Raw genomic sequence first — 22930 nt, forward strand, 5'->3', positions numbered from 1 at the left:
GATAATAAAAATAGTTGACATAAATACAACCCAAATAATAAAATAAAAATTAAGAAATAAACACCAATTATTGGGGGTTGGAGAATGAAAGTATTAGATATTACATATGTAGGGTTATTAGCTGCTTTTATGGGCGTATTGGGATTTGTTCCACCTATCATGCTCTCGTTTACACCTGTACCCATTACCTTGCAAACATTAGGAGTCCTGTTGGCAGGAGGCGTTTTAGGGGCTAGACTAGGAGCATGGAGTATGACTGTTTTCTTGTTAGTTGTTGCCGCAGGTGCACCATTATTATCCGGAGGCCGAGGCGGAATTGGTGTGTTTGTCGGACCAAGTGCTGGCTACTTGTTTTCCTACCCACTCGCTGCATTTGTTATTGGATATCTCGTTCACCGTTTTCAAACACTACGTCTAAGAAATATTTTACTAGTAAACCTGACAGTAGGGATTTTTCTCATTTATCTGATTGGGATTCCTGTACAGGCCTTTATCATGGATATTAAAGTAATAGAGGCAATTAAAGTAAGCCTTGTCTATATCCCTGGTGATGTATTGAAAGCAACGGTTGCATCAATTCTTGTTTTTAGGCTGTTAAAATCACCTGTCATTAAACGAAACTTGTACAAAAATGCAGAGACACTTTAAGTGTCTCTTTTTTTAAAAGGAGGTGTTAGTTTGGCTGCTATAACAGATTCCTATATAAACCATCCCCCCGATAAGATTGCCATTCAAACACTTCATGAGAAAATCACTTATCAGGATTGGCAGGTCAGAGTTGCTCAAACAGCCAATTGGCTCGATTCTATTGAACTAACGAATACAAAAACAGTTGGCGTATTGCTTCCTAACGGCATCCCTTTTCTCCAAATGTTCACAGGTGCCTCCGCTGCTGGCTGGACAACTGTTCTCTTTGATATAAAGTGGACAGAGACTGAACTGCAGAAACGGATTTTGCTTTCATCCCCCTCCATCTTTATTACCTCTAGGGCACTATTCCCAATCGTTAAGCACCTTCATTCACGGATCTTGATCTGGGAAGAATGCTGCATTGAGATTGAGCAGAATATTGTCGATAGAACAATTGTGATGGATGGTAAGCTTCCCTTTTATATGGGCTTTACTTCAGGAACCACTGGTGAACCAAAGGCATTTATTCGATCACATGACTCTTGGTTATCAAGCTTTGACTGTACCCGTTATGACTTCCATATCAGCGAAAACGACCAAGTCCTAATTCCTGGTGCACTGATTCATTCCCACTTTCTCTATGGGGTGATTAGTACCTTATCTATTGGCGGAACGGTTATTTTGCTTGAAAAGTTTTCCCCGAGCCTAGTACTGGATTTTCTAACAGCTGAACCAATTACTGTTATGTATCTTGTTCCAACCATGATTTCTACATTATTAAAAGAGAACCGCAGAATTGAAAAACCGATCAAGCTCCTCTCTTCAGGGGCTAAATGGGAAGAACACTCTAAGCAGCAAATCCGCTCTCTTTTCCCCCATTTGAACATGTATGAATTTTATGGGGCAAGCGAACTGAGCTTTGTTACTGTCTTACGTCATGAGGAAGGTCGACTCAAGCCACAATCAGTTGGAAAACCATGTCACAATGTTGAAATTCAAATCCGTAGTGAGGCTTCTCAACTTTCCTTGCCAAACGAAGTTGGAAAAATTTTTGTAAGAAGTAACATGATTTTTAGTGGCTACCTCGACTCAAAGGTGGTAATTGAGGATAATGGCTGGATGACCGTTGACGATATCGGATATCTTGATGAAGATGGTTTCCTCTATATTTCTGGAAGAGAAAAGAACATGATTTTGTATGGGGGCATTAATATTTTTCCAGAGGAAGTTGAAAAGGTTTTAGCTGAGCATCCAGACGTAGAGGAAGTAGCGGTTATTGGAATTCCAGACCCGCACTGGGGGGAATTGGTCTGTGCAGTCATAAAAGGAAAACCTGAAAAATTGGAACTTCAAAGACTATGCAGAAACCGTTTATCTTCTTATAAAGTGCCTCGTAAATGGGTATTTATTGATAAAATGCCGCATACCGCAAGTGGAAAGATCGCACGGGCACAATTGAAAAGTTTACTAGAAAGCAAGGTGATAAGCCATTAGTAGAGCCGTTATTGTTCAGGCAAAAAGGACACCCATAGGGAAAAAGAATGGAATATTCCAATCCCTACAGGTCCATGAATTAACTGCTCCTCTCCTTCGACATTTAGCAAACGGGATTGAGGAAAAAGTTAACGATGTGATAATAGGAAATGTGACTGGCCCCGGAGGCAACATTGGACGTTTATCTGTATTAGAAGCAGGTCTTCCGCTTACCATTCCAGGATTAACACTGGACCGGCAATGCAGCGCAGGACTTGAAGCCATCCGGATGGCCTGCTATTTAATCCAGGGAGGGGCGGGACATTGTTATATCGCAGGAGGTGTTGAGAGCACCAGTACATCCCCTTACACAAAGCGGGCTCGTTTTTCACCAGATCGGATTGGCGACCCCGATATGATTAAAGCAGCTGAATATGTGGCACAAAAATATAGAATTACCAAAGACCAGCAGGATGAGTATGCATTATTAAGTTATGAGCGGAGCTGGGGTGCATTTGAACATGGCCTGTATGAGGAAGAAATTCTTAAGGTTGGTCAGTGGCATAGGGATGAAGAACTTTTTAAAAAAAGGAATATGATGGCTTTATTAAAACGTGCAAAACCTATACTTGCCGGTGATTCCAGTACGGTTACAGCCGCCAATAGCTGCGGAATTCATGATGGTGCAGCTGCCGCTCTAATATTGGAAGAGAATACAGCATTGAAACTTGGGTATAAACCTGTCCTTCGTTTTGTTGACAGCGAGGTCGCAGCCGTACACCCACATTATCCTGGGGCTGCACCTATACCAGCAATTAAGATGCTGCTTAATCGAAATATGCTTAGCATCGAGGATATTGATATGATTGAGATTAATGAAGCCTTTTCCTCAAAAGTCGTTGCCTGTGCTCTAGAACTTTCCATTCCCTTAAAAAAAGTAAATAGTAGTGGCGGAGCCTTAACTCTAGGCCATCCATACGGAGCATCAGGTGCGATCCTAGTCACAAGGATTTTACACGAAGTTCAGCAAAGGAAAAAGGCTAAATATGCCTTAGCGGCGATTGGAAGCGGCGGCGGCATTGGCTTAGCGGTTTTGTTTGAAACGATACACGAATAAAAAAGTCGGGTGCAATTTAATGGTTGCACCCGACTTTTTTGATCAGCTAACAAAACTAACGCAATTTCGTCCATAATCTTTTGATTTGTATAATCCTCTGTCTACTCGATTTAACAGCGAATCGATACTATCATTGTGATGATAATTCGTAACACCAAAACTTGCCGTCAGCTTACCCGCACCCCTAAATTCATGTACAGCTACCCTTTCCCTAAGGTTCTCCGCCAGTTTAACAGTGTCTGCACCTGATTGATTGGAGATGATGACGAACTCTTCACCACCCCATCGGCCAAAGAATTCTTGATTGGATAGATGACCTTGGATTAGACCAGCCAGTTCAACTAAGACCGCATCACCAATTTTATGACCATAATAGTCATTTACCTGTTTAAAGTGGTCAATATCAAAAAAGATGATGGAGAAATCCTCTTTTTTTCTTTTTGCTTCCTCTAGTTTTGTTTCCATCACTTCATCGATCTGGAGCCGATTGGCAATGTTTGTTAATGAATCAATATAAGCATGTTTTTTGAACATTTCTAAATCGGCATAGGTTCTAAATACATTTTGTGCATAGTAGAGAACGATAATATAAACAAGATTAGCAAAGTAAAATTGTCCTAGTGAATCAATAGATTCAGAATCCAACCCATTAATATAGAAAAGTCCATTTACTAGGGTAATGACAAATATAGCGATAGAAAAGTAGAACCCTCTTCTCGTCCCAAGAGTTAAAAAGATAAATAATAGATAAATTGGCATCCAAACGATAAAATCACCTAAAGATCCGCCGCTGACTGCCATATAATTATCTAATGCATCATAAAAGGTCGTAATGTGATAAAAACTGACTAAAGCCAAATTAGAATATTCCGTAAAAGGGATATACTTATTTTTTAGTAAAAAAAACCAACTGATACTGAACCAAATGGCAAGGATACTATTGATTCCGGTATTGAATGCACTGGAGATATCATATTGAAGAATCGTATTGGTAATTAGGGAGAGAACAATGCAAGGGATGACCCATAGATAAATACCCCGCTTTAATTCTGCAAGCGTTTCAAATTTGACCTTCATACCGTTCACTCCCCAGTCATTCAAATTAGCTTCGTCCTGCCTGCTCCCAATTTAAAATCTCTACATTTATTTCAGATTCGATTAAATTCGATTCAAAACGGGAGTTCTTTGTAATTTAATTGTAAATCTACAAGAAGTACTATAGCAATGTCTAAATCATTACATTTTTCGACATTCCTATTAAATTAGGAATATATTTAATATTATGTTAAATTACTATTAGATAAGAATGGAGGGTGGACAAGTTGGTAGAAATATTCTCTATATATATGTGTTCATTCCAGCAGGAAAGAATGATTCGAGTTTATCTTCCGAAAAGTTACCAGGAAGGTGCTAAGAGATATCCCGTTTTATATATGCATGACGGGCAAAATGTGTTTGAGGATGAAGGCTCAATAAAAGGGGTTTCCTTAGGTTTAAAGGACTATCTAGATGAGAAGTCGCTAGAAATTATTGTCGTTGCCATTGACTTAAACACGGAAGGCGAAGAGCGCATAAATGAGTACTGCCCTTGGTTGCACGGTGAGACGGCAAAAGAAATATTAGGATATGCCTGCCCCTCTGGCGGCAAAGGCGAAGAGTATTTGGACTTTATTATCAGTGAGCTTAAACCATTCATAGACCGTAAGTATCGGACAATTGAAAACGAAACTTCAATGGCAGGAATCTCACTAGGAGCCTTAATCTCTACATATGCAGCATGCCGATATCCGCATGTTTTTAAGAAAATAGCGGCCTTATCACCTGGTTACTACCGAAACCTAGAGGAAATTGAAAAGTTTATCGTTCAGTCTGACCTTTCCGGAGTGGAGAAGTTTTACATGGACTTTGGCACAAAAGAACTAGGAGAAGATGAAGCATTACAATTTCGATTCTCTACTATGATTTCTGGAGTTTATGAAATGCTAGATAATAAGATACCAGACACTAAATACGAAACGATCGAAAAGGGCGAGCATAACTATGCATCGTTTAAAACAAGAATTCCTCATGTAATATCTTACTTATATTCTGATCTTTAATAGTAAAAACAGAAAGGGTATGGCTGAAAAATAGCCATACCCTTTCTGTTAAAAAGGTTTTAGGATCATCAAGGTAATAATGATGATGAAAATGATGTTTTCCAAATATTCATAGCGGAAAAGTGTTTTTGATAGTTGGTAGTACTTTTCAGGAATGGCTTCCCCTTTATGTATCTCTAGTAATTCTTTAATGGGCTTTGACCTCGGTGAAAGCACTAGTGGACCAATTGCTAGAGCCGCCAAAAATAGAACAAGACTGGTTACATACCATCCCATTTGAAATAAGCTTGGATTCAAAGCACCCATGGCTAATCCAGTAATCAGCAGCATTAATCCTCCGATCATAACAAATATATGCAGCTTATGCCTAACCGCGTAAGAATGTCTCAATTCCGTCATGGTTTTTCCAGATTTGACGACGGTTGTTAAAATAAAGCCAGGTCCCATACCAATAATTGCAGAGAAAACATGTAGAAAAACCAAGACTTTATAGAAAGTAATCATAGAATGCCTCCGTAAACTATTAAAACTGAAAGTGGAATCGCCGAAATTTGTCAGGCAATCTTGTAATATGTCCCAGGAAATTGTCATATGTATTGCTAATTTGTCGAATTCCTTATTATGACTTCTTTCATATTATCATATAATTAGAATAGAACGCATTCTTCATTTTTTAATAAATAACGACTAAAAATAGAAAGGGGGCATTGGTCATTAAGAAATTTGTAAATGTTATTTATATTATTTTGGGATTTATCGCCCTTGGGTTTGGTGTTCTGGGTCTTATTCTGCCTGTCTTGCCAACAACTCCCCTTTTGCTGCTGGCATCGTACTTTTTTGTTAAAGGGTCGGAAAAGTTTGAGCGCTGGTTCAAAGGTACAAATCTTTACAAACGGCACCTTGAGAGCTTTATTCGTGAAAGATCCATGACCTTAAAACAAAAGCTTACTATCCTTTTATTTGCAGACATTATGATTGCAATTCCATTCTTCCTAATGAACAGCTTTATTTTTAGAGTCACTCTCATTGCCATTGTATTCTATAAATATTACTATTTTATTTATAAGATAAAAACGATACCAGAAAAAAACTAGTAAAAACAAGGAGGTACCTTAGCAGGGTGCCTCCTTTCAACTATTTTGATTTTATTAATAATCCTCCTTTTATCGTAAATACTATCATTAACGCTATAGGTAACTAGGAGGACTTCGCGGGAATGAATCACGAACAGGTCAAACTAACAGCAGCTGAATTGTCGAACTTATGGGCTAGTTATCTTTCAGACAGTATGTCCATTTGTAGTTTAAAGCAAATATCTGGAACATGTAGAAGATGTTGATATAAAACCACTTATAACCCATGCCTTCGTCGGTTGGATAATTATAAAGCGATGTTAATCAGAAATAACATGAAGGAGAGATATATGTACACCTATGACTACTAAATCATCATATAAAACTCGTGCTACCTACTCTAAACGTAATTTATTATCAGGAGTTCTCTTTGGAATTGGTCTTGCTGCATTTATTGATGAGACCGTCTTTCATCAATTGTTACATTGGCATCATTTTTATGATAAATCTACAACGAGTGTGGGCCTAGTTTCAGATGGATTGTTTCATGCCTTTAGCTGGTTTGCAACAATCTGGGCAGGTTTTCTTTTTTCTGATCTTCGCCGTAGAAACGCCTTAGTCATAAAAGTATGGGTGGCTGGATTATTATTAGGGGCTGGCGGGTTTCAATTTTACGATGGCACGATCCAGCATAAAATCATGCGGATCCACCAGATTCGATATGACGTTGATGTATTCCCATATGATCTAACTTGGAATATCATTGCAGTAGCTATGATTTTAGGCGGGGCATACTTGCTGCTTCGTTCACAACCGCAGGCTCGCTTAGAAGGAGGCCCTGTTAGTTGAGTCATAGTCATATTCAACATAGTAGCGGGTATTTAGCTGAAATCGTTTTAACTGTCTTTTTCATACTGCTGTTGGTCTCATATCTTCTAGCAGGTTTCATGTCCAGCCGTCGTTATAAACCATGGCCTAAGCATCGATATGCTCTTTGGGTAATGGGGATTCTTTGTGCTGCCTCTTCCGTGATCGGACCCATCGCAAACCGTTCCCATCATGATTTCACTTGGCATATGGTAGGACATCTGCTTCTTGGTATGCTTGCCCCACTCTTGATTGCATTAAGTGCACCGATGACTTTGTTTCTGCGAATGGTCAGTGTCCGTACCGGCCGGCTTATATCCCTTTTTCTAAAAAGCGGCCTCATTCGCTTTCTAAGTAATCCGATTGTTGCTTCGATCTTTAACTTTGGTGGGTTATGGCTCCTCTATACCACTAGCCTTTATTCTGAAATGCTGCAGAGTATGCTTCTTCATGTCATTGTGCACATACATGTCTTTTTAGCAGGCTATCTTTTCACTATTTCTATGATATATATTGATCCTATTGCTCATCGTACAAGTCATGCCTTCCGGGCGACAGTCTTGGTTTTATCCCTAGCAAGCCATGCTATCCTATCAAAGTACATTTATGCATATCCGCCTTCAGGAATACCACGGGGACAAGCAGAAACAGGCGGAATGTTAATGTACTATGGCGGAGATTTTATTGATCTTATTCTAATCTGGATCCTATGCTGGGAGTGGTATAAAGCGTCCAGGCCTCGTAGTAACATACTCCTTGAGAATAGTAGTGCTTAAATTCTGTTTTGCAGAAGAATGCCGGTACTCTCCAAGAGACGTATCGGCATCTTTATTTAATATGCAAATCCATATGTTCCTCATCATAATAAACACCCTTTACGATTAATGCTTTCTTTTCAGATCCAAACACGCTGAAACCTAGATTAGTATACAGCTTCTTTGCTTTCTCATTAGAGGCTACTACGGATAAATTTATTTTTTCTATCCTATCAATCGTTGTTGCTTTTTGTATTGCGGCTGTAAGCAATGCTTTTCCTACACCTAAGCCTTGTTTCTTCGGTGTTACATACATCGCAAAAATATTGGCTCGATGCTTTAGTTTTTCCTTTTTCTCTAGCATCAGCGTAACCATGCCAATGAGCTCTTTTTCCTCAAATGCCCCAAAGGTGTAGATTCCCTCTGTTGTAAAATCTCTGGCTGCTTGTTCTAAAGGATTTTCCCTCATAACCGCTTCTTCATAGCTGGTTGAAAAAGCTTCAGGGTTTTCCTTTAAAGCTTCTAACCTTAAAAGCCAGTATTGATGTGCATCTGTAGGGGCTAGCAATCTAATCTCCATAATCGTCCCCCCTCTTCTAATGAAACTATGTGAATAACCTTTCTACCTCTGTTTTTAATTCCTCTAGTAGCGGGAAACTTGATTGATGCCCCAGACTTTCAACCATATTTGTATAGTACCATTTTTGCTGTTCCTTCCCTGCATTAAATCTGGACCAAACAGAATCCCCTACCTGCTCGTAATCCTTATAGATACTTTTAATATTATGAAGCTTATCCGCACAAGCGACAATTCTGATTTCCTCTGATGCTATTTTTAAAAAATCAATGGTATGGTCTTTCCGTTCCTGCCACGAAAGACTCTTATCAGGCTCTGAGCATCCAGCGACAATCTCAGCAATCTTTGGCCCAAACTCTCTTTTAATATCCTCTAATGTAAGCTTTGTATCTTCAACCGTATCATGCAAAATCCCCGCAGCCACCAACTCGTCACGGCACCCTGCCTTCATTAAAATCATTCCAACTGCAACTGGGTGAGTGAAGTAAGGAATGTCTGTATTTTTCCTAACCTGTCCAAGATGTCCCTTACTCGCTATCTGAAGTGCCTTTTCAATTAACTCCATCTAAACATCCTCCTCAAAAATACGTATTCCATGCTATACTAATCCTAACTTTTTAATAATGGGAAAGGATCATGGTATGAAAATAACCTTAGAGACAATTGATGATATTTTAGTTCATTTTTTTCAGGAAAAACCTCCTTGGGTTGTCAGCACGGGCAAAAGCGGCTACAACAACACAACAAGGTATGTAAGCGTCGAGGATAAAAAATATATTCTTCGAGTATACGAAACACATAAAGACGCATCAAAGGTTGAGCTGGAACACGAAGTTTTGGTGAAACTATCAGAAGGAGCGAAACTGCCCTTTCAAGTTCCCGTGCCTGTGCCTGCAGCTAATGAGGAAACGCTAGTTCGTTTGCAAGACGGCTCGAATAGAATTGCTTGTCTTTATCAATATATCGAAGGGGAAAATCCTAAATTTGAGAGTAGAGAAGTAGTATCTTCTTTTGGATTAAGCTCTGCACTCTTGTTACAGGCTATGGAAAAAATAAAGCTTAAACAGCCCTTTGTGTACCGTCCTTATTATGAAATTGAAAACGCATATCCCAATTGTCCGATTGAGCAGGTAGTGAAGTGGTGCAGCACTCCTCCTGAGGAGTTTCTCGAATATAGTATAGAACTAAAAAAAATCTCCGATCAAATCGTCCATTTTATTAATTATGTCCCGCAATTAAAAAGACTCCCTCATCAACTCATTCATGGCGATTTAAACGAGTCCAATGTATTGGTTGGGAATGATCATAGAATTAATGCCATCTTAGATTTTGAATTCGCAACTCAGGACTTACGTGTAATGGAAGCAGCCGTGTGTATTGCCGAAATAGCCGTGAAGGAGCCAAATCCTACGAAACTACACGAAAAGATCCATATTTACCTAGCAGCATTCTCCTCTGTTGTGAGCCTAACACCTGAGGAAAAGGATGCACTTCCATTGTTAATTACGCTCAGACGTTTGGATGTTTTTGTACACTTTTTAGCGAGATATTTAGACGGAATTGACCAGGATCATATCTTGAAGGAGCAGATTGTAAAAACAAATGACCATTTGTATTGGTTAGAAGATACAGGCAGACAATTGTTAGGTCTTGAGTACAAATGAAGTATCAGTAGCCAAAAGCCAAGTATCAACTATTTGGCTTTTGGCTATTGTTCGATTATTGGTTGGGATAGGTTTCCTGCAAGAATTTAATCGATTGTGTGATTAACTCTTTTAAAACATCCGTATCGATGTCAGCAACTTTATTAACGTAAACACAAGCTTTTCCTGATGTATGCTTTCCAAATCTCTTCAGAAGCTCTTCACGGGCCGTATCACCCGTTGCAAAATACAGGCTTATTTTTGCCTTCCTCGGAGAAAAGCCTACTAATGGTGCATCGCCCTCATGTCCAGATTCATATTTATAATGATATGAGCCAAATCCGATAATACTCGGCCCCCACATACTTGCCTGATAACCAGAAGTCTCTGTAAAAATATCCAGCAGTTTATAGGCATCTTCCCGTTTTTTCGGACTATCAACGGCTTCAATAAATTCTATGACACTATGATCCGTTTCCTTTGTTTTTAATTCATACATTTTTGAAATCCCCCCATTCTATTTCCTTTTTTTAAGTACATCCATTATGTAAAAGAGTTGAGTAATCACGAAAGATACCAGGATGATCAGGATCATTCCAATGAAGACAAGTAAATCAATATCACTGGACCCCGCTGAAAATAATGCAGGAATAGTAAAAAATAACGCTACTGCAACAAACACTGTCATGAAAAAGATACTAACATAACGTCCCACTTGCTGACTCCCCCTATTTCTTTAAACCACGATATCGTGCAGTTGTGAGTTCTTGAATATATGACTCAAGCTCAGGCATCTCCATTTCCTTTGCCACTCTAATCGATTGTTCAATATCATAGGGTACACGGATTTGCTGGATGGAAAAACTGCTCGGTTCCTCACGACCAAATTCTCCTTCCAAAATAGTATAAGAGGCTTGGGTAATTTCAAGCGGATTTCCAACACTTCCTACATTACAAAGAGTCCTGCCATTGAAATTTTGAATGTAGGCATTATGAATATCTCCATAGCACACAACATCCGGCTGGCGATTGCCCAATATATTTTCTGTATGAATGGTATTTTCAAAAAGACTTATACGCTTTTCCATTGGGTCCCATGGCTGTACTCGTTCATATAGACTTCTAGGCGAGGCATGAAACATTCTGATTAGTCTTCCACTCATGACAAATTCAGCGGAGAAAGGAAGATTCTTTAAATAATCCTGATGTTTTGAAGTTAGCTGGTTTTGATGCCAGTTTAACGTTTCAGAATCGGTTGGATTGGTAATAAAGTCATCCCAATTCCCTTTTACGACAGTTCTGCAGGTTTCTTCAATTCTTTCAACTGCCTTACTGGACTCGGGTCCTTTTCCAACTAGGTCGCCCAAACAAATAATCCACTCGATCTCTCTTGCCTGTATGTCTTTAAGAACCGATTGTAAGGCAGGAATATTGCCATGTATGTCCGATATCACTGCTATTTTATCCAAATATCTTTACCATCCTTATTTCTTATAGTATTATACTTACTTCCAAAATCATCTTGATAATCTATTAAAAAAACCTCTCCATACCAAATAGTTTAATTCAGTGACTGCTTTCGTCAGCTCAAGCCAATTATTCAGGCAATTGAAGCCTATCTTTTCAGACGCTGATGACGCTTCAATCGTTTCATCTGGGGCTGTTTTTTTCTCTACCTTTTCAGGAATGTCCTTCACCATAGCGGATTTAGTTTCGGGCTCTGTTTTGAGTTCAAGTTCGGGTTCGAGTTCAGCTTTGAGGTCGAGTTCGGGGTCGAGTTCAATCTCAACACCAGACATAGACATGGCAGCTTCACGGATGACATTTTTCATTTCCACTTTAGAAAAGTCACGAATCGAAATCCAGCCCCGGGAATCAACCAAGTAGCCATTCTTTTGAATCGTTTCTTCCGACATATATTTCCCGACCACATATCCATTTCCGCTCGGCTGTACTTGGGTTGCAAGCACTTGACCTCGCTGCTTACTCTCTGGGTAAATAAAACTTACTCTGCCATTACTAATTTCCTTTTTCTTTAACTTAAACGACTGAAAAATTGCTTTCTTTTCCTCAAAAGATAACACCTGGATTGCTCCCCTTTCCTTTCTGAGTTTATTTTATTATGTGATTTGACCTTATCCATATATGTAACGTCTAGCAAGTTGGTATTGAGCAAAATACCTTATGTTTATAGACTTCTCTATTTAATCATCTTATCCTGCAAAAAATTTCCTAAAAATAAAAAAGACGAATCGTTGATGAAAGATCCGTCCTTTTTGTTGAAATTATTTTATTTTTTTTCATAGCAACAACCATGGCCAAAGTTATACTGCCCCAATCATCCCTAATAATTCACCCAGCCCCATTAAAGCAAAGCTCCCTAGATAGCGGTAAGCAATCAACGCGACGATAGGTGAAAGGTCGATCATACCAAGCGGCGGGATAAACTTTCTGAAAATAGATAAGTAAGGTTCCACCAACCTCCCAATCAACATGCCCACTTTTGACGTGCTAAATTTAGGAAACCAAGATCCAAAAATGGAGATTATAATTAACCAATAATAAAGATCAAATGCAAATTGTCCAACTTGTAAAATGTAAGAGCCCATACAATATATCTTCCCGTCTGTAGAAATTTTTTTACCATACCCTATACGTTTAACCATTGATAAGGTTTCAAAAAATCTGATTTTCTTAGGCAACTGTCTGTGCGTTACTTTAAATCTTATTAAATTTCTCCGCAAAAGACAAGGTAATCACCTTAAAAATGTCGATATTACAATATATTAAATAGGCCGGTCATTCATACCAGCCTTTTACTTTGCCCCTATTCTCTATGATTATTTTGCATCCATTACGCGCTTCTAGCTTCCAAAACAAGAAATCTAAGTCTTTTCTTCGCCCGGTAAATCTTTGTTTTTACAGTAGCAGGTTTAAGATGGAGAACATGGGCTATTTCTTCTTCCTTTAAACCTTTCAGCAAACGTAGAATCAGCAGCTCTTGCTGTTCAAGGGACAGTTTTCTAATTCCATTCTTGATTTCTTCCAGCAGGAATCCTGCCTCTACTATTTGCTCTATCGTTTCCTTCGTCTCCTTTCCAAGAAATTCAAGCATTTCCCGCTCCATCAAAATGGCTTTGTTTTTCTTTTCTCTCCTAGCGATATCAATCGCAGTCCTGGTGGCAATAACCGATAACCATGCTCCTATTTTCCCATTATCTTCAAGTGTATCTGCTTTATTAAATGCTTTTATAAAAGTCTCTTGAACCACATCCTCTGCCAGGAACTTGTCCCTAGTAATTGAGTAGCCAATTAGAAAAAGCCGCTTATAAAAAAGTGAATATAAATCAGTAAAATGAATTGTGCCGTTCAAAACCTCACCTCCATCCATCATTGAAAGACTCTAATCCTCCAGCTTCAACGAAATATTGACTTTAAATAAATCACCATCCGCTTCAAAGTCGAGGCTTCCTTCATGAAGGTCAACGATTGATTTTACAATCGCAAGCCCTAGACCTGACCCCTCTGTGTGCCTTGATTGATCTCCGCGTTTAAATCGTTCCAATAGCTCATCAACATTTTCACTGAGCTCATATTTAGAAACATTCTTGAAGGTTACAATCGCCTGACTATCCACTGTTTTGACGGATATATATACTCTTGTATTTTCCAACGAATATTTAAGGACATTACCAATTAAATTATCAAAAACACGCCACATTTTTTGTCCATCAACAAGGGCGTAAACAGGCTGATCCGCTTTTGTAACCCGAAAGTGAAGATTTGATTGAGATATCGTTTCATCATACTCCGCCAAAGCCTGCTCAAGCAGCTGGTTCAAATCGATCTTCTCCTTTGTCAGCTGTACACTTCCACTTGTCATTTTCGATACTTCAAATAAGTCATCAATCAGTACCTTGAGCCGTTTTGATTTCCGGTCGATAACCTCAAGATAGGCGTCACGATCTCCTTGTGATAAGTCCTCTGTCTTTAACAATTCTGTATACGTAATAATTGAAGTGAGCGGTGTCCTGAGGTCATGGCTGACGTTTGTAATCAGCTCCGTTTTCAGACGTTCACTCTTTGCCTGCTCTGATTGAGACTTTTTCACACCTTGTTTTAATAGATTAAGATTTGCTGCAAGAGATGCAAGAACCGTCTTCCCAACTACCGGCAGATCCTCTCCCTGTTTTCCAGCGGCAAGTTCGTTTGTTTTTTCTATGATGCGGTTGAAATAACCGACTTTTTTCATTATTTGTAGACCAAGCGGGACAGCAACAATGGCCAGCAATATCGCATAAAAGACCAAAAAGAATGGCTCTGCTGCTACCACAATAACCGCCGCACCTAGCATAAATACAACGATGAAAACAAAGAAAACCTGCGCCCCCGTACTTTGGTCCAAAAACGCATCAGTAAAGTTATGCTTTGCTCGATGGTAGAGTGTTCTCCCGTTCTTCCAGATGAAGTTTGAAAGGCTCTTATCCCACTCCGCCCAATTAGTGAAATCTACCTTTAGAAGCTTTCCCTGAATGATTACCAATGTTATAAATAGTGCACCCGCAACTAGACTTAAGATAACCTCTGTCCCCCAAACATACGGGTCTTGATTTATATATAATATTCCATCGCTTACCACGGCTATAAACAGTGCCATACCGATGACTGCAATGCTTAAAAGAATCAGCCTGACATCAATTGGTAGTTTATTATAATAGGGTCTCCATTTCTCAATACCAGCCGGAACTGCCTTTGCTTTTCTAGCAGTTAAAAGGCAAATAACCAGAAGTATTAAGCTAACTAAGCTATTAGCTAATAGCAGCATTTGATCCTGCTTATAGTTTTCAGCTTCAACCATGAGCCAGTCAGTCGATGGTAGGGTTTTGGAGATAGCGATCTTTCCTTCAAACAAACCATCGGTACTAAAAAGTGCTGACCCTTCCATTACTTCTTTACCAGAGAGATCGTAATAATTACTGAAGAATTTCCCTGGGACATTATATTCCTTTACAAATAACATGTTGGAAGAATTTAAACTGCTCTGTTTTGACTCTTCTAGGTTTGTATAGACCTTATCTGAATTAGTATTTTGAAAATAATAACTGAAGACTTTATCGTACCTTGAAAATTCAGCACGCAAACTTTCACGTTCTTTATAATACCTTTCAATTTGCTTTTCTTTCTCTTGAATGATCTTCTGTCTAACATGGTCATCACTCTTAAAATTATTTGTGATATCTTCAATTTTTCCATCTCGTTCTTCTATGTAAGTATCAGCAGCCTCTTGGTTTTCTGTTGCTTGGGCTTCCTCGATGCGGTATTCATATTGAGCTTTGATATTGCTGACCTGCTCATGTAAGTCCCCATATCGATAACGGTGTTCATTAATTTCTTCTTCGGTTACGATAATCGACTTTTTTGCTTCATCAATGGTCACATCGCTAAACTCAAATATACTTAAAAGACTCGTAAATTGATCGAGCTCCATTTGAAATTCCGGTGTATGGAAATAATCCTTATGCAGATATTGGCTGCCTGCTACAAGAAAGGTTGCGACCCCGCTAATCCCTATCATTAATAAAAAAGACCAGACATACAGTTTGATGCTACTTTTCCATTTTGTATCCAATTCCCCATACCACCTTTAAAAATCTAGGATTCTTCGGATCTATTTCGATCTTTTCACGGATTTTCCTAATATGTACGGCAACGGTATTTTCCGCATTATACCCCGGTTCCTTCCAAACCCGCTCATAGATTTCATCTATTGAGAACACCCGCCCAGCATTTGTCATCAACAGTTTGACTATCTTATATTCTATTGGCGTAAGCTTTACCTGTTCACCATGAACCGTTACTTCCTTAGCGGATTGGTCGAGCGTTAATCCCCTCAGGTCGATCACTTTTTTAATCCCCTCAAAAGTCCCAAAAGTGACGTATCTTCGAAGCTGTGATTTAACACGGGCTACAAGCTCCATTGGATTAAAGGGCTTGGTCACATAGTCATCCGCACCAACCTGGAGGCCTAATATTTTATCGGTATCTTCTGATTTGGCACTCAAGATAATAATCGGGATATTTTGTTTCTCACGAATTTTAAACGTCGCTGAAATGCCATCCAGTCTCGGCATCATGATGTCCAAAATGATAAGATGCACCTGTTGTTCACTTAAGATGTCTAACGCTTCCATCCCATCATTTGCTTTAATCACGGTGATTCCTTCATTTTTCAAGTAAATCTCAATGGCATCGCGAATTTCCTTTTCATCATCAACAACTAATACATTATAATTACTCATCTATCCAGCCCTCTTTCTAGCAGCGTCTATACATATAGTAATAGGAAAATCTTAACACTAAGATAGGAAAAATCTTAAGAATTTCTTAATTTATTTTACTAGGAATTTAATTTTTTTGGGGGGCTTGCGGTAGGATTGCCGATATGTTGGAGGTTTTTGCCGGTAAAATCGGAGTTTTGCCGATATATTTAATTTTTTTCGATATATGGTGGGTTTTTGCCGATTGGGGGAAAAATAAATGAACCCAGCGCAAAGCTGGGTCCTATTTCACATAACCCTAGGGGGGGTTACATAGTTAGTCGAAGCATAATCATAAAAAGTTTCACATTAATGAATATATTTATCTAGTCTTCTTCGCAATTTGGAAGTTTAATAGATTTTTAACAGCATAGGCAAATCCATCTTCGTCATTGGTCTTAGAAACAAGATCCGCTTGTTGTTGAATATGAAGCGGGGCATTTCCCATTGCAATCGATGTTGTTGCCACCTCAAATTGGGCAAGGTCATTTCCACCATCACCAAACGCAAAGATCTCATCAAAAGATAAATCCATCATATCCTGATAACGCAGCAAAGCCTTACCCTTGTGAGCTTCACTTGAAGTGATTTCTACATTATTTGGGAAGGATGATGCCATAGAAATATCAAACTTTCCGTCTAACGCACGCTTAACCTCTTCTACTTTTTCTAGTTCATCATGGTGTGTTAGTGCGATTAGTTTGTAGATTTTCAGATTCTCTTTTTCAAGGATTTGATCATAATTATACGTTTTAAATAGAGTAGTAAGCTCTTCTTTACTTTTTGCATGCAATGGCGGCAGTGTCGATGGAAAGCCTCCATAATTGGTGTAAACGAGAATCCCTACACCTAATTGTTTTAACATTGGAAAGATTTCTTTGTAAATTGTCATTGAGACCGTCGCCTCAAACAGAATTTCTCTTTGGCTAGAATATAAGACAGAACCATTGACACAAAAAATAGGAATCTCCATATTTTGAACGGCCTTTAGTTTTATCACATCCGCATAAGCCCGTCCTGTATTTAAAATAACGGTATGCCCCTGCTCTTGCAATTCATTAATCGTTTTCACATTTTCCTCTGAAATCTCATGTTCAGAGTTTAACAATGTACCGTCTAGATCGATTGAATAACATTTCATAATTGTCTTTAATCCCTCCTGTTTTTCATACAGCTTCTATTTTGATAGTTTAATCATAACACGAAACTTTCCACTTGCTCATTCGTAAATATTAGGAGAAATTCCAATCAGGGGGAATTAACATGAGTGAAAAAGGTTGTATGAAATGCGGTAGTAGAGATACTGGTACGAAAGAAGTAGCTATGACCGGAACTGGCTTATCTAAAATGCTTGATATTCAACACAACAAATTCATCGTTATTTTCTGCAAAAACTGTGGCTATTCCGAGTTCTACAACAAGAAATCCTCTACTGCCTCAAACATAGTCGATCTATTCTTCGGAGGTTAATGTAAAAAGACCAGTATTTATTTTTCCAAATCATGATGACCGTTTTTTGTTTTCTGTCATCTTTTCGGTCATCATGACCTCTTCTTGATGACCGTTTTCTTCTTTTCACCATCAATCCGGGCATCAAGGCCCCCGTTATCAAAATTCCAACTCCTAGTAAATTCCTTAAAATCCATGTTTATCTTCCCCGAACACTATGATTCTCTTTCTGTGAACGCTTTGTGAAGTAGTTTGATAGTTTGTGAATTTTTATGATTGATTTTTGGAGGATTTTGAAGTAAACTAATCTTACAGTTAAATGAAAGCGTTTTAGGAGGCAAATCAAAATGTTAGAACCAGAACGCCATCAACTAATTTTAGATACATTAAAGCTAAAAAATACAGTTAAACTTCAAGAACTTGTTGAATTAACTAACACCTCCGAGTCGACCATACGTCGTGATTTAATACAGTTAGAACAAGCAAAATTTCTTAAAAGAGTTCACGGAGGTGCAGCTTGGCTCCAAGGAAAGCTTCAAGAACCAAGCATGACAGAGAAATCTTCCAAAAACCTTCAAGAAAAACGGCAAATAGCCAAATTTGCCAGCAGTTTAGTGGAAGAAGGAGATTGCATTTATCTTGATGCTGGTTCGACGATTGTTGAAATGATTCCATTTCTCCCCGAGAATATCGTTGTCGTAACGAATGGGCTTATGCATGTAAATCAACTTTTTGAAAGAAATATAAAAACATATATTATCGGCGGCTATGCAAAGCCAACCACAAAGGCGATTATCGGCCGGGGTGCTCTTGAAAGTCTAGAACAATATCGATTTGATAAATGTTTTATGGGTGTCAATGGGATCCATCATCAATTTGGCTATACAACACCAGATCAGGAAGAAGCCATGATCAAACAACTCGCCATTTCACTAAGTCGTGAAGCATTCATAGTGGCTGATGAAACAAAGTTTTCAGAAATTGCTTTTGCAAAAATTGCTGACCTGCACCAGGCAACTATCATTACAAATGAATTAGACATGAACACAAAAGAACAATTCTACAGCAAGACAAAGATAAAGGTGGTTACTCCATGATTTACACACTAACGTTGAATCCATCACTAGATTACATTGTGGAACTCGATCAAGTCGCATTGGGTGATTTAAACCGTACAAAGAAGGAAACTAAATTAGCCGGTGGTAAAGGGATTAATGTCTCACAAGTTTTAAAAAGATTAGATGTCGACAGTAAAGCCCTCGGGTTCCTTGGTGGTTTTACCGGTGATTATATAAATAGCTTTTTACAATCACTAGCTATTCAAACTGATTTCGTTAAAGTAAGCGAAGATACACGAATCAATGTAAAGCTTAAATCTAGTACAGAAACAGAAATTAATGCTGCAGGACCTATGATTACAGAAGAAAGTTTTGAAGCGTTGAAGGAAAAAATTTGCGGGCTTACCAGTGAAGATTTACTCGTGCTTGCAGGAAGTATCCCTTCTTCCATGCCAGACAGTACCTATGAAGAACTTGTAAAAGTGTGCAATGAAAACGGGACGAAGTTTGTGGTTGATGCAGAGGGCGAATTATTAAAGAAAGTCCTACCCTTCAAACCATTTCTGATTAAACCGAACCATCATGAGCTTGGGGATTTATTTCATACCACCATTACAACATGTGAAGAAGTCATTCCATACGGAAAAGAACTCATTAAAAGCGGTGCAGAAAACGTGATTGTATCACTTGCGGGAGACGGTGCTGTTCTTATTACAAAGGACACTGCGTTGATCGCTACTGTCCCTATAGGTGAGGTAAAAAGCTCAGTTGGCGCAGGAGATTCTATGGTGGCAGGCTTTATTGCAACGTACGAAAAAACAAATTCAATTGAAGAAGCGTTTCGCTTTAGTGTCGCAGCAGGAAGTGCAACTGCTTTTTCCATCGGTTTATGTACCCCTGAAAGAGTAGAAAGCTTATTAACACAAGTCAAATTAGAAACTAAATCACTATAGAGGAGAATGCTCTTATGAGAATAACAGAGCTTTTAACCAAAGAAACGATTAATCTTTCTTTAAAAAGTAACCAAAAATCAGATGTCATCGAGGAACTAGTTACCGTTCTAGACACTGCTGGTAAGTTAACCAACAGGTCAGAATTTAAAAAGGCAATTTTAAAAAGAGAAGAACAAAGTACAACTGGAATTGGTGAGGGCATTGCGATTCCGCATGCGAAAACAAAAGCGGTAAAACAACCTGCGATTGTGTTCGGCCGTTCAACTTCCGGAGTAAATTATAACTCGCTTGACGGACAGCCAGCACACCTATTCTTTATGATCGCAGCAACTGAAGGAGCGAACAATACACACTTAGAAGCACTAGCACGACTGTCCACGATCCTTATGAAAGAAGAAGTCCGGGAACAGCTTCTAACGGCAAAGTCTAAGGATGATGTCATCAATATCATTAATAGCTATGACCAAGAAGGAGAAGAGGAGGAACAGTCTATGGCGAGTAAGAAGCAATTTATTGTTGCCGTGACAGCTTGTCCAACAGGTATTGCTCACACGTATATGTCCGCGGATGCTTTAAAGGCTAAAGCAGCGCAAATGGGTGTCGACATCAAAGTTGAGACCAATGGTTCTGGCGGAGCTAAGAATGTTTTAACAGCTTCAGATATCGAAAACGCAGTAGCAGTCATTGTTGCGGCAGACACAAAGGTTGAAATGGACCGCTTTAACGGCAAGCACGTGATTGAAGCGGCCGTGGCAGATGGAATCCGCAAACCACAGCAACTAATTGAAAGAGCTTTAAAGCAGGATGCTCCGATTTATCGTGGCAGCGGAAAGTCCACTTCTGAAACCCAACAAGGCGGAAGAGGCATTGGGGCAACCATCTACAAGCACTTAATGAGCGGTGTTTCCAACATGCTTCCATTCGTAGTCGGCGGTGGTATTTTAATCGCAATCAGCTTTATGTTCGGTTTCAATGCGTTTAATCCAGATGATCCAAGTTTCCATCCTATTGCTGAAGCACTCATGACCATTGGCGGCGGAAACGCATTTGCCCTGATGGTACCAGTATTAGCAGGATTTATCGCCATGAGTATTGCAGATCGACCAGGTTTTGCTGCAGGTATGGTCGGCGGTATGATGGCAACTAGCGGTGGAGCAGGTTTCTTAGGCGGTCTTGTCGCAGGTTTCTTAGCAGGTTATGTGGTAGTAGGATTGAAAAAATTACTTGCAGGTATGCCATCTTCATTAGAAGGTATTAAGACGATTCTTCTCTATCCATTATTAGGTATTGCAATTACTGGATTTATCATGTTATTCGTTGTAAACAAGCCAGTTGGTGCATTAAACACTGCAATTTCTGATTGGTTATCAGGCCTTGGAACCGGAAATGCAATTTTACTAGGAATTATTTTAGGATTAATGATGGCATTTGACATGGGTGGTCCAGTAAACAAGGCAGCTTATGTATTTGGAACAGGCCTTTTAGCAAACGGTGTATACGAGCCAATGGCAGCCATCATGGCTGCGGGTATGGTTCCTCCATTAGGTATTGCGTTGGCGACTACATTATTTAAGAAAAAGTTCAACAAGCAAGATCAAGAAGCAGGAAAAGTTAACTACATTATGGGATTATCCTTTATCACTGAAGGTGCGATTCCATTTGCAGCAGCGGATCCAGTTCGTGTTATCCCGTCATTAATGGCTGGTTCAGCAGTAGCAGGTGCTTTATCGATGATGTTCAGTATCGGTCTTCGTGCCCCACACGGCGGATTGTTCGTTATCCCACTAGTTGACGGAAGCTGGCTGCTATATTTAGTGGCAGTCATCATTGGAGCTTTTGTTTCCGCATTACTAATGGGAGTCTTGAAAAAGCCAGTAACAAATTAACAATTGAATAGGGCAAACCAATTCGTATGATTGGTTTGCCCTTTTTTTATTTATTCTTCCTATTTTCTCTCTGTGCTTTCTTCCTTGCTTTTTTGCTTAAGCCTGCTTCCGATCCGAATTCCGTGTCACTGCTGCCAGTGTGAGGCTGTTTGCGATTATCGTTTTTGTTTGTCATTGGGTCTCCTTTCTTGCTATGTACTTATGTTGGAAGGCCGCTTTCTTAGCGGCCGCCATTTATTATGGTTCTATTTTCCTGTGAAAATATACCTATTTATTTTATCCGACTTGTGGGTGCGTGCGCCAACCGATAGTATTTCGTACTATCCGATAGTATTTTCCGCTATCCGATTTTATTTTCCGCTATCCGATAGTATTTTCCGCCATCCGATAGTATTTCTCGCCATCCGATAGTATTTCTCGCCATCCGATAGTATTTCTCGCTATCCGATAGTATTTCGTTCCATCTGACAGTATTTCGCACTATCCGGTAGTTTTTCGCACCATCCGGTAGTATTTCGTGCAACTAATTTCCGCATCAATAAGTTATCGCAGCTACCCACACAAGAAAAAGCCCAATCCTCTAGGATTTTGGGCTTTTTCTCAATTGCTATTGTCCAGTTTCGGTTGAAACCTGCCAGTTGATGCCGAACTTGTCTGTTACTGTACCGTAGGATGGGCTCCAGAAGGTTTCCTGTAATGGCATACCCACTCTGCCGCCTTCTTTTAGCTTTTCGAAGATTTCCTTTGATTGTTCTACATCATTTAAGACTAATGCGATTGATAGCTGTGACCCAAGTTCATACGGCTGTCCAGGGAAGGTGTCTGAAAGCATAATCACGGACTCGCCCACTTTAAGAGCCGCATGTAAGACACGATTTTTTGCTTCCTCAGGCATTGGGTATTCTGGATTTTCAGGCATTTCACCAAAGGTTTGAAGACTTAATACCTCCGCCCCTAATGCGCTTTGATAAAACTTCACAGCTTTTTGTCCATTTCCATTTAACACTAAATAAGGATGTAAACCTAAAATCAT

At 39.3% G+C, this 22930-nt stretch carries 27 protein-coding genes; 12 read left to right on the forward strand and 15 right to left on the reverse strand.

Translation table 11 applies throughout. The features are described 5' to 3' along the window. Nucleotides 1-84 precede the first annotated feature (84 nt). Genes BTR25_RS08885 through BTR25_RS08895 form a run of 3 tightly spaced genes read left to right on the forward strand, consistent with a single transcriptional unit; the run spans nucleotide 85 to nucleotide 3220 of the window. Nucleotides 85-648 (forward strand): biotin transporter BioY, encoded by a 564-nt coding sequence (locus tag BTR25_RS08885; RefSeq protein ID WP_075687707.1) that lies wholly within the window; start codon nucleotides 85-87, stop codon nucleotides 646-648. A 30-nt stretch (nucleotides 649-678) separates the two neighbouring features. After that, nucleotides 679-2124 carry an AMP-binding protein gene (locus BTR25_RS08890; RefSeq protein ID WP_075687708.1) on the forward strand — a complete coding sequence of 482 codons (1446 nt, stop codon included), beginning with the start codon at nucleotides 679-681 and terminating at the stop codon, nucleotides 2122-2124. Further along, nucleotides 2120-3220 carry an acetyl-CoA C-acyltransferase gene (locus BTR25_RS08895; RefSeq protein WP_075687709.1) on the forward strand — a complete coding sequence of 367 codons (1101 nt, stop codon included), beginning with the start codon at nucleotides 2120-2122 and terminating at the stop codon, nucleotides 3218-3220. Before BTR25_RS08890 ends, BTR25_RS08895 begins: the two co-directional genes overlap by 5 nt. A 42-nt stretch (nucleotides 3221-3262) precedes the next feature. On the opposite strand, the gene BTR25_RS08900 is transcribed toward BTR25_RS08895, so the two are convergent. Then, nucleotides 3263-4297: a GGDEF domain-containing protein gene (locus BTR25_RS08900; RefSeq protein ID WP_075687710.1), complete on the reverse strand. Its 1035-nt coding sequence runs from the start codon at nucleotides 4295-4297 to the stop codon at nucleotides 3263-3265. A 245-nt stretch (nucleotides 4298-4542) separates the two neighbouring features. Here BTR25_RS08900 and BTR25_RS08905 point away from each other — a divergent pair, with 245 nt between their 5' ends. Further along, nucleotides 4543-5319, forward strand: a complete 777-nt coding sequence (locus BTR25_RS08905; protein WP_075687711.1) for an alpha/beta hydrolase — start codon at nucleotides 4543-4545, stop codon at nucleotides 5317-5319. Nucleotides 5320-5367: 48 nt separating this feature from the next. Here the strand turns inward: BTR25_RS08905 and BTR25_RS08910 are convergent, their stop codons facing one another. Further along, on the reverse strand, nucleotides 5368-5823 hold the full coding sequence (locus BTR25_RS08910) for a DUF2269 family protein (RefSeq protein ID WP_075687712.1): 456 nt from the start codon (nucleotides 5821-5823) through the stop codon (nucleotides 5368-5370). A gap of 203 nt (nucleotides 5824-6026) precedes the next feature. On the opposite strand from BTR25_RS08910, the gene BTR25_RS08915 reads away from it, so the two are divergent. The 3 genes from BTR25_RS08915 to BTR25_RS08925 all read left to right on the forward strand — a co-directional run bounded on the left by BTR25_RS08915 (nucleotide 6027) and on the right by BTR25_RS08925 (nucleotide 8035). Then, nucleotides 6027-6413: a YbaN family protein gene (locus BTR25_RS08915; RefSeq protein WP_254842662.1), complete on the forward strand. Its 387-nt coding sequence runs from the start codon at nucleotides 6027-6029 to the stop codon at nucleotides 6411-6413. A gap of 339 nt (nucleotides 6414-6752) precedes the next feature. Beyond that, complete coding sequence (locus BTR25_RS08920; RefSeq protein WP_075687713.1) at nucleotides 6753-7241, forward strand: DUF2243 domain-containing protein; 489 nt, start codon at nucleotides 6753-6755, stop codon at nucleotides 7239-7241. Continuing rightward, a complete protein-coding gene (locus tag BTR25_RS08925) occupies nucleotides 7238-8035 on the forward strand; it encodes a cytochrome c oxidase assembly protein (protein WP_075687714.1) in 798 nt (265 codons plus the stop codon). The genes BTR25_RS08920 and BTR25_RS08925 overlap by 4 nt, the downstream gene beginning before the upstream one ends. Nucleotides 8036-8087: 52 nt before the next feature. On the opposite strand, the gene BTR25_RS08930 is transcribed toward BTR25_RS08925, so the two are convergent. Beyond that, nucleotides 8088-8594, reverse strand: coding sequence for a GNAT family N-acetyltransferase (locus BTR25_RS08930; protein ID WP_075687715.1), 507 nt, complete (start codon nucleotides 8592-8594; stop codon nucleotides 8088-8090). 25 nt (nucleotides 8595-8619) lie between these two features. Next, complete coding sequence (locus BTR25_RS08935) at nucleotides 8620-9156, reverse strand: HD domain-containing protein (protein WP_075687716.1); 537 nt, start codon at nucleotides 9154-9156, stop codon at nucleotides 8620-8622. A gap of 76 nt (nucleotides 9157-9232) precedes the next feature. On the opposite strand from BTR25_RS08935, the gene BTR25_RS08940 reads away from it, so the two are divergent. Continuing rightward, a complete protein-coding gene (locus BTR25_RS08940; protein WP_075687717.1) occupies nucleotides 9233-10255 on the forward strand; it encodes a phosphotransferase in 1023 nt (340 codons plus the stop codon). A gap of 55 nt (nucleotides 10256-10310) precedes the next feature. On the opposite strand, the gene BTR25_RS08945 is transcribed toward BTR25_RS08940, so the two are convergent. The 9 genes from BTR25_RS08945 to BTR25_RS08985 all read right to left on the reverse strand — a co-directional run bounded on the left by BTR25_RS08945 (nucleotide 10311) and on the right by BTR25_RS08985 (nucleotide 17692). Then, nucleotides 10311-10733 (reverse strand): DUF1801 domain-containing protein, encoded by a 423-nt coding sequence (locus tag BTR25_RS08945; RefSeq protein ID WP_075687718.1) that lies wholly within the window; start codon nucleotides 10731-10733, stop codon nucleotides 10311-10313. An 18-nt stretch (nucleotides 10734-10751) separates the two neighbouring features. After that, nucleotides 10752-10949: a hypothetical protein gene (locus BTR25_RS08950; RefSeq protein ID WP_075687719.1), complete on the reverse strand. Its 198-nt coding sequence runs from the start codon at nucleotides 10947-10949 to the stop codon at nucleotides 10752-10754. A gap of 13 nt (nucleotides 10950-10962) precedes the next feature. After that, the gene (locus BTR25_RS08955; RefSeq protein WP_075687720.1) at nucleotides 10963-11703 is read right to left on the reverse strand and encodes a metallophosphoesterase family protein; all 741 of its coding nucleotides are present in this window, start codon (nucleotides 11701-11703) and stop codon (nucleotides 10963-10965) included. A 48-nt stretch (nucleotides 11704-11751) separates the two neighbouring features. After that, a complete protein-coding gene (locus BTR25_RS08960) occupies nucleotides 11752-12318 on the reverse strand; it encodes a hypothetical protein (RefSeq protein WP_075687721.1) in 567 nt (188 codons plus the stop codon). 240 nt (nucleotides 12319-12558) lie between these two features. Continuing rightward, nucleotides 12559-12843, reverse strand: a complete 285-nt coding sequence (locus tag BTR25_RS08965; RefSeq protein WP_075687722.1) for a YggT family protein — start codon at nucleotides 12841-12843, stop codon at nucleotides 12559-12561. Nucleotides 12844-13088: 245 nt separating this feature from the next. Beyond that, nucleotides 13089-13607, reverse strand: a complete 519-nt coding sequence (locus BTR25_RS08970; RefSeq protein WP_254842663.1) for an RNA polymerase sigma factor — start codon at nucleotides 13605-13607, stop codon at nucleotides 13089-13091. Between the two features lie 30 nt (nucleotides 13608-13637). Continuing rightward, the gene (locus BTR25_RS08975; RefSeq protein WP_075687723.1) at nucleotides 13638-15863 is read right to left on the reverse strand and encodes a histidine kinase dimerization/phospho-acceptor domain-containing protein; all 2226 of its coding nucleotides are present in this window, start codon (nucleotides 15861-15863) and stop codon (nucleotides 13638-13640) included. Continuing rightward, nucleotides 15841-16533, reverse strand: coding sequence for a response regulator transcription factor (locus tag BTR25_RS08980; protein ID WP_075687724.1), 693 nt, complete (start codon nucleotides 16531-16533; stop codon nucleotides 15841-15843). Before BTR25_RS08980 ends, BTR25_RS08975 begins: the two co-directional genes overlap by 23 nt. Before the next feature lie 340 nt (nucleotides 16534-16873). Continuing rightward, the gene (locus BTR25_RS08985; protein ID WP_075687725.1) at nucleotides 16874-17692 is read right to left on the reverse strand and encodes a Cof-type HAD-IIB family hydrolase; all 819 of its coding nucleotides are present in this window, start codon (nucleotides 17690-17692) and stop codon (nucleotides 16874-16876) included. A 122-nt stretch (nucleotides 17693-17814) separates the two neighbouring features. Between BTR25_RS08985 and BTR25_RS08990 the strand changes: the two genes are divergently transcribed. The 4 genes from BTR25_RS08990 to BTR25_RS09005 all read left to right on the forward strand — a co-directional run bounded on the left by BTR25_RS08990 (nucleotide 17815) and on the right by BTR25_RS09005 (nucleotide 21897). Next, nucleotides 17815-18021 (forward strand): zinc ribbon domain-containing protein, encoded by a 207-nt coding sequence (locus BTR25_RS08990; RefSeq protein ID WP_075687726.1) that lies wholly within the window; start codon nucleotides 17815-17817, stop codon nucleotides 18019-18021. 326 nt (nucleotides 18022-18347) lie between these two features. Further along, the gene (locus BTR25_RS08995) at nucleotides 18348-19097 is read left to right on the forward strand and encodes a DeoR/GlpR family DNA-binding transcription regulator (protein WP_075687727.1); all 750 of its coding nucleotides are present in this window, start codon (nucleotides 18348-18350) and stop codon (nucleotides 19095-19097) included. Beyond that, nucleotides 19094-20011 (forward strand): 1-phosphofructokinase, encoded by a 918-nt coding sequence (gene pfkB / locus BTR25_RS09000; protein WP_075687728.1) that lies wholly within the window; start codon nucleotides 19094-19096, stop codon nucleotides 20009-20011. The genes BTR25_RS08995 and pfkB overlap by 4 nt, the downstream gene beginning before the upstream one ends. Nucleotides 20012-20025: 14 nt before the next feature. After that, nucleotides 20026-21897, forward strand: coding sequence for a PTS fructose transporter subunit IIABC (locus tag BTR25_RS09005; RefSeq protein ID WP_075687729.1), 1872 nt, complete (start codon nucleotides 20026-20028; stop codon nucleotides 21895-21897). Between the two features lie 46 nt (nucleotides 21898-21943). On the opposite strand, the gene BTR25_RS28405 is transcribed toward BTR25_RS09005, so the two are convergent. Further along, nucleotides 21944-22072, reverse strand: a complete 129-nt coding sequence (locus BTR25_RS28405; RefSeq protein ID WP_303046820.1) for a hypothetical protein — start codon at nucleotides 22070-22072, stop codon at nucleotides 21944-21946. A 432-nt stretch (nucleotides 22073-22504) separates the two neighbouring features. Further along, nucleotides 22505-22930, reverse strand: a complete 426-nt coding sequence (locus tag BTR25_RS09010) for a VOC family protein (RefSeq protein WP_075687730.1) — start codon at nucleotides 22928-22930, stop codon at nucleotides 22505-22507.

It is taken from the genome of Bacillus sp. MRMR6 (assembly GCF_001940785.1).
Taxonomy (GTDB): Bacteria; Bacillota; Bacilli; order Bacillales; family Cytobacillaceae; genus Neobacillus.

Coding starts and splice junctions, on each gene's coding strand:
- BTR25_RS08965 (WP_075687722.1), bottom strand. CDS start 12,843: ATGGGCTCTTACATTTTACAAGTTGGACAATTTGCATTTGATCTTTAT.
- BTR25_RS08885 (WP_075687707.1), top strand. CDS start 85: ATGAAAGTATTAGATATTACATATGTAGGGTTATTAGCTGCTTTTATG.
- BTR25_RS08945 (WP_075687718.1), bottom strand. CDS start 10,733: ATGTATGAATTAAAAACAAAGGAAACGGATCATAGTGTCATAGAATTT.
- BTR25_RS08940 (WP_075687717.1), top strand. CDS start 9,233: ATGAAAATAACCTTAGAGACAATTGATGATATTTTAGTTCATTTTTTT.
- BTR25_RS09010 (WP_075687730.1), bottom strand. CDS start 22,930: ATGATTTTAGGTTTACATCCTTATTTAGTGTTAAATGGAAATGGACAA.
- BTR25_RS08920 (WP_075687713.1), top strand. CDS start 6,753: ATGACTACTAAATCATCATATAAAACTCGTGCTACCTACTCTAAACGT.
- BTR25_RS28405 (WP_303046820.1), bottom strand. CDS start 22,072: ATGACAAACAAAAACGATAATCGCAAACAGCCTCACACTGGCAGCAGT.
- BTR25_RS08995 (WP_075687727.1), top strand. CDS start 18,348: ATGTTAGAACCAGAACGCCATCAACTAATTTTAGATACATTAAAGCTA.
- BTR25_RS08910 (WP_075687712.1), bottom strand. CDS start 5,823: ATGATTACTTTCTATAAAGTCTTGGTTTTTCTACATGTTTTCTCTGCA.
- BTR25_RS08985 (WP_075687725.1), bottom strand. CDS start 17,692: ATGAAATGTTATTCAATCGATCTAGACGGTACATTGTTAAACTCTGAA.
- BTR25_RS08900 (WP_075687710.1), bottom strand. CDS start 4,297: ATGAAGGTCAAATTTGAAACGCTTGCAGAATTAAAGCGGGGTATTTAT.
- BTR25_RS08935 (WP_075687716.1), bottom strand. CDS start 9,156: ATGGAGTTAATTGAAAAGGCACTTCAGATAGCGAGTAAGGGACATCTT.
- pfkB (WP_075687728.1), top strand. CDS start 19,094: ATGATTTACACACTAACGTTGAATCCATCACTAGATTACATTGTGGAA.
- BTR25_RS08980 (WP_075687724.1), bottom strand. CDS start 16,533: ATGAGTAATTATAATGTATTAGTTGTTGATGATGAAAAGGAAATTCGC.
- BTR25_RS09005 (WP_075687729.1), top strand. CDS start 20,026: ATGAGAATAACAGAGCTTTTAACCAAAGAAACGATTAATCTTTCTTTA.
- BTR25_RS08990 (WP_075687726.1), top strand. CDS start 17,815: ATGAGTGAAAAAGGTTGTATGAAATGCGGTAGTAGAGATACTGGTACG.
- BTR25_RS08930 (WP_075687715.1), bottom strand. CDS start 8,594: ATGGAGATTAGATTGCTAGCCCCTACAGATGCACATCAATACTGGCTT.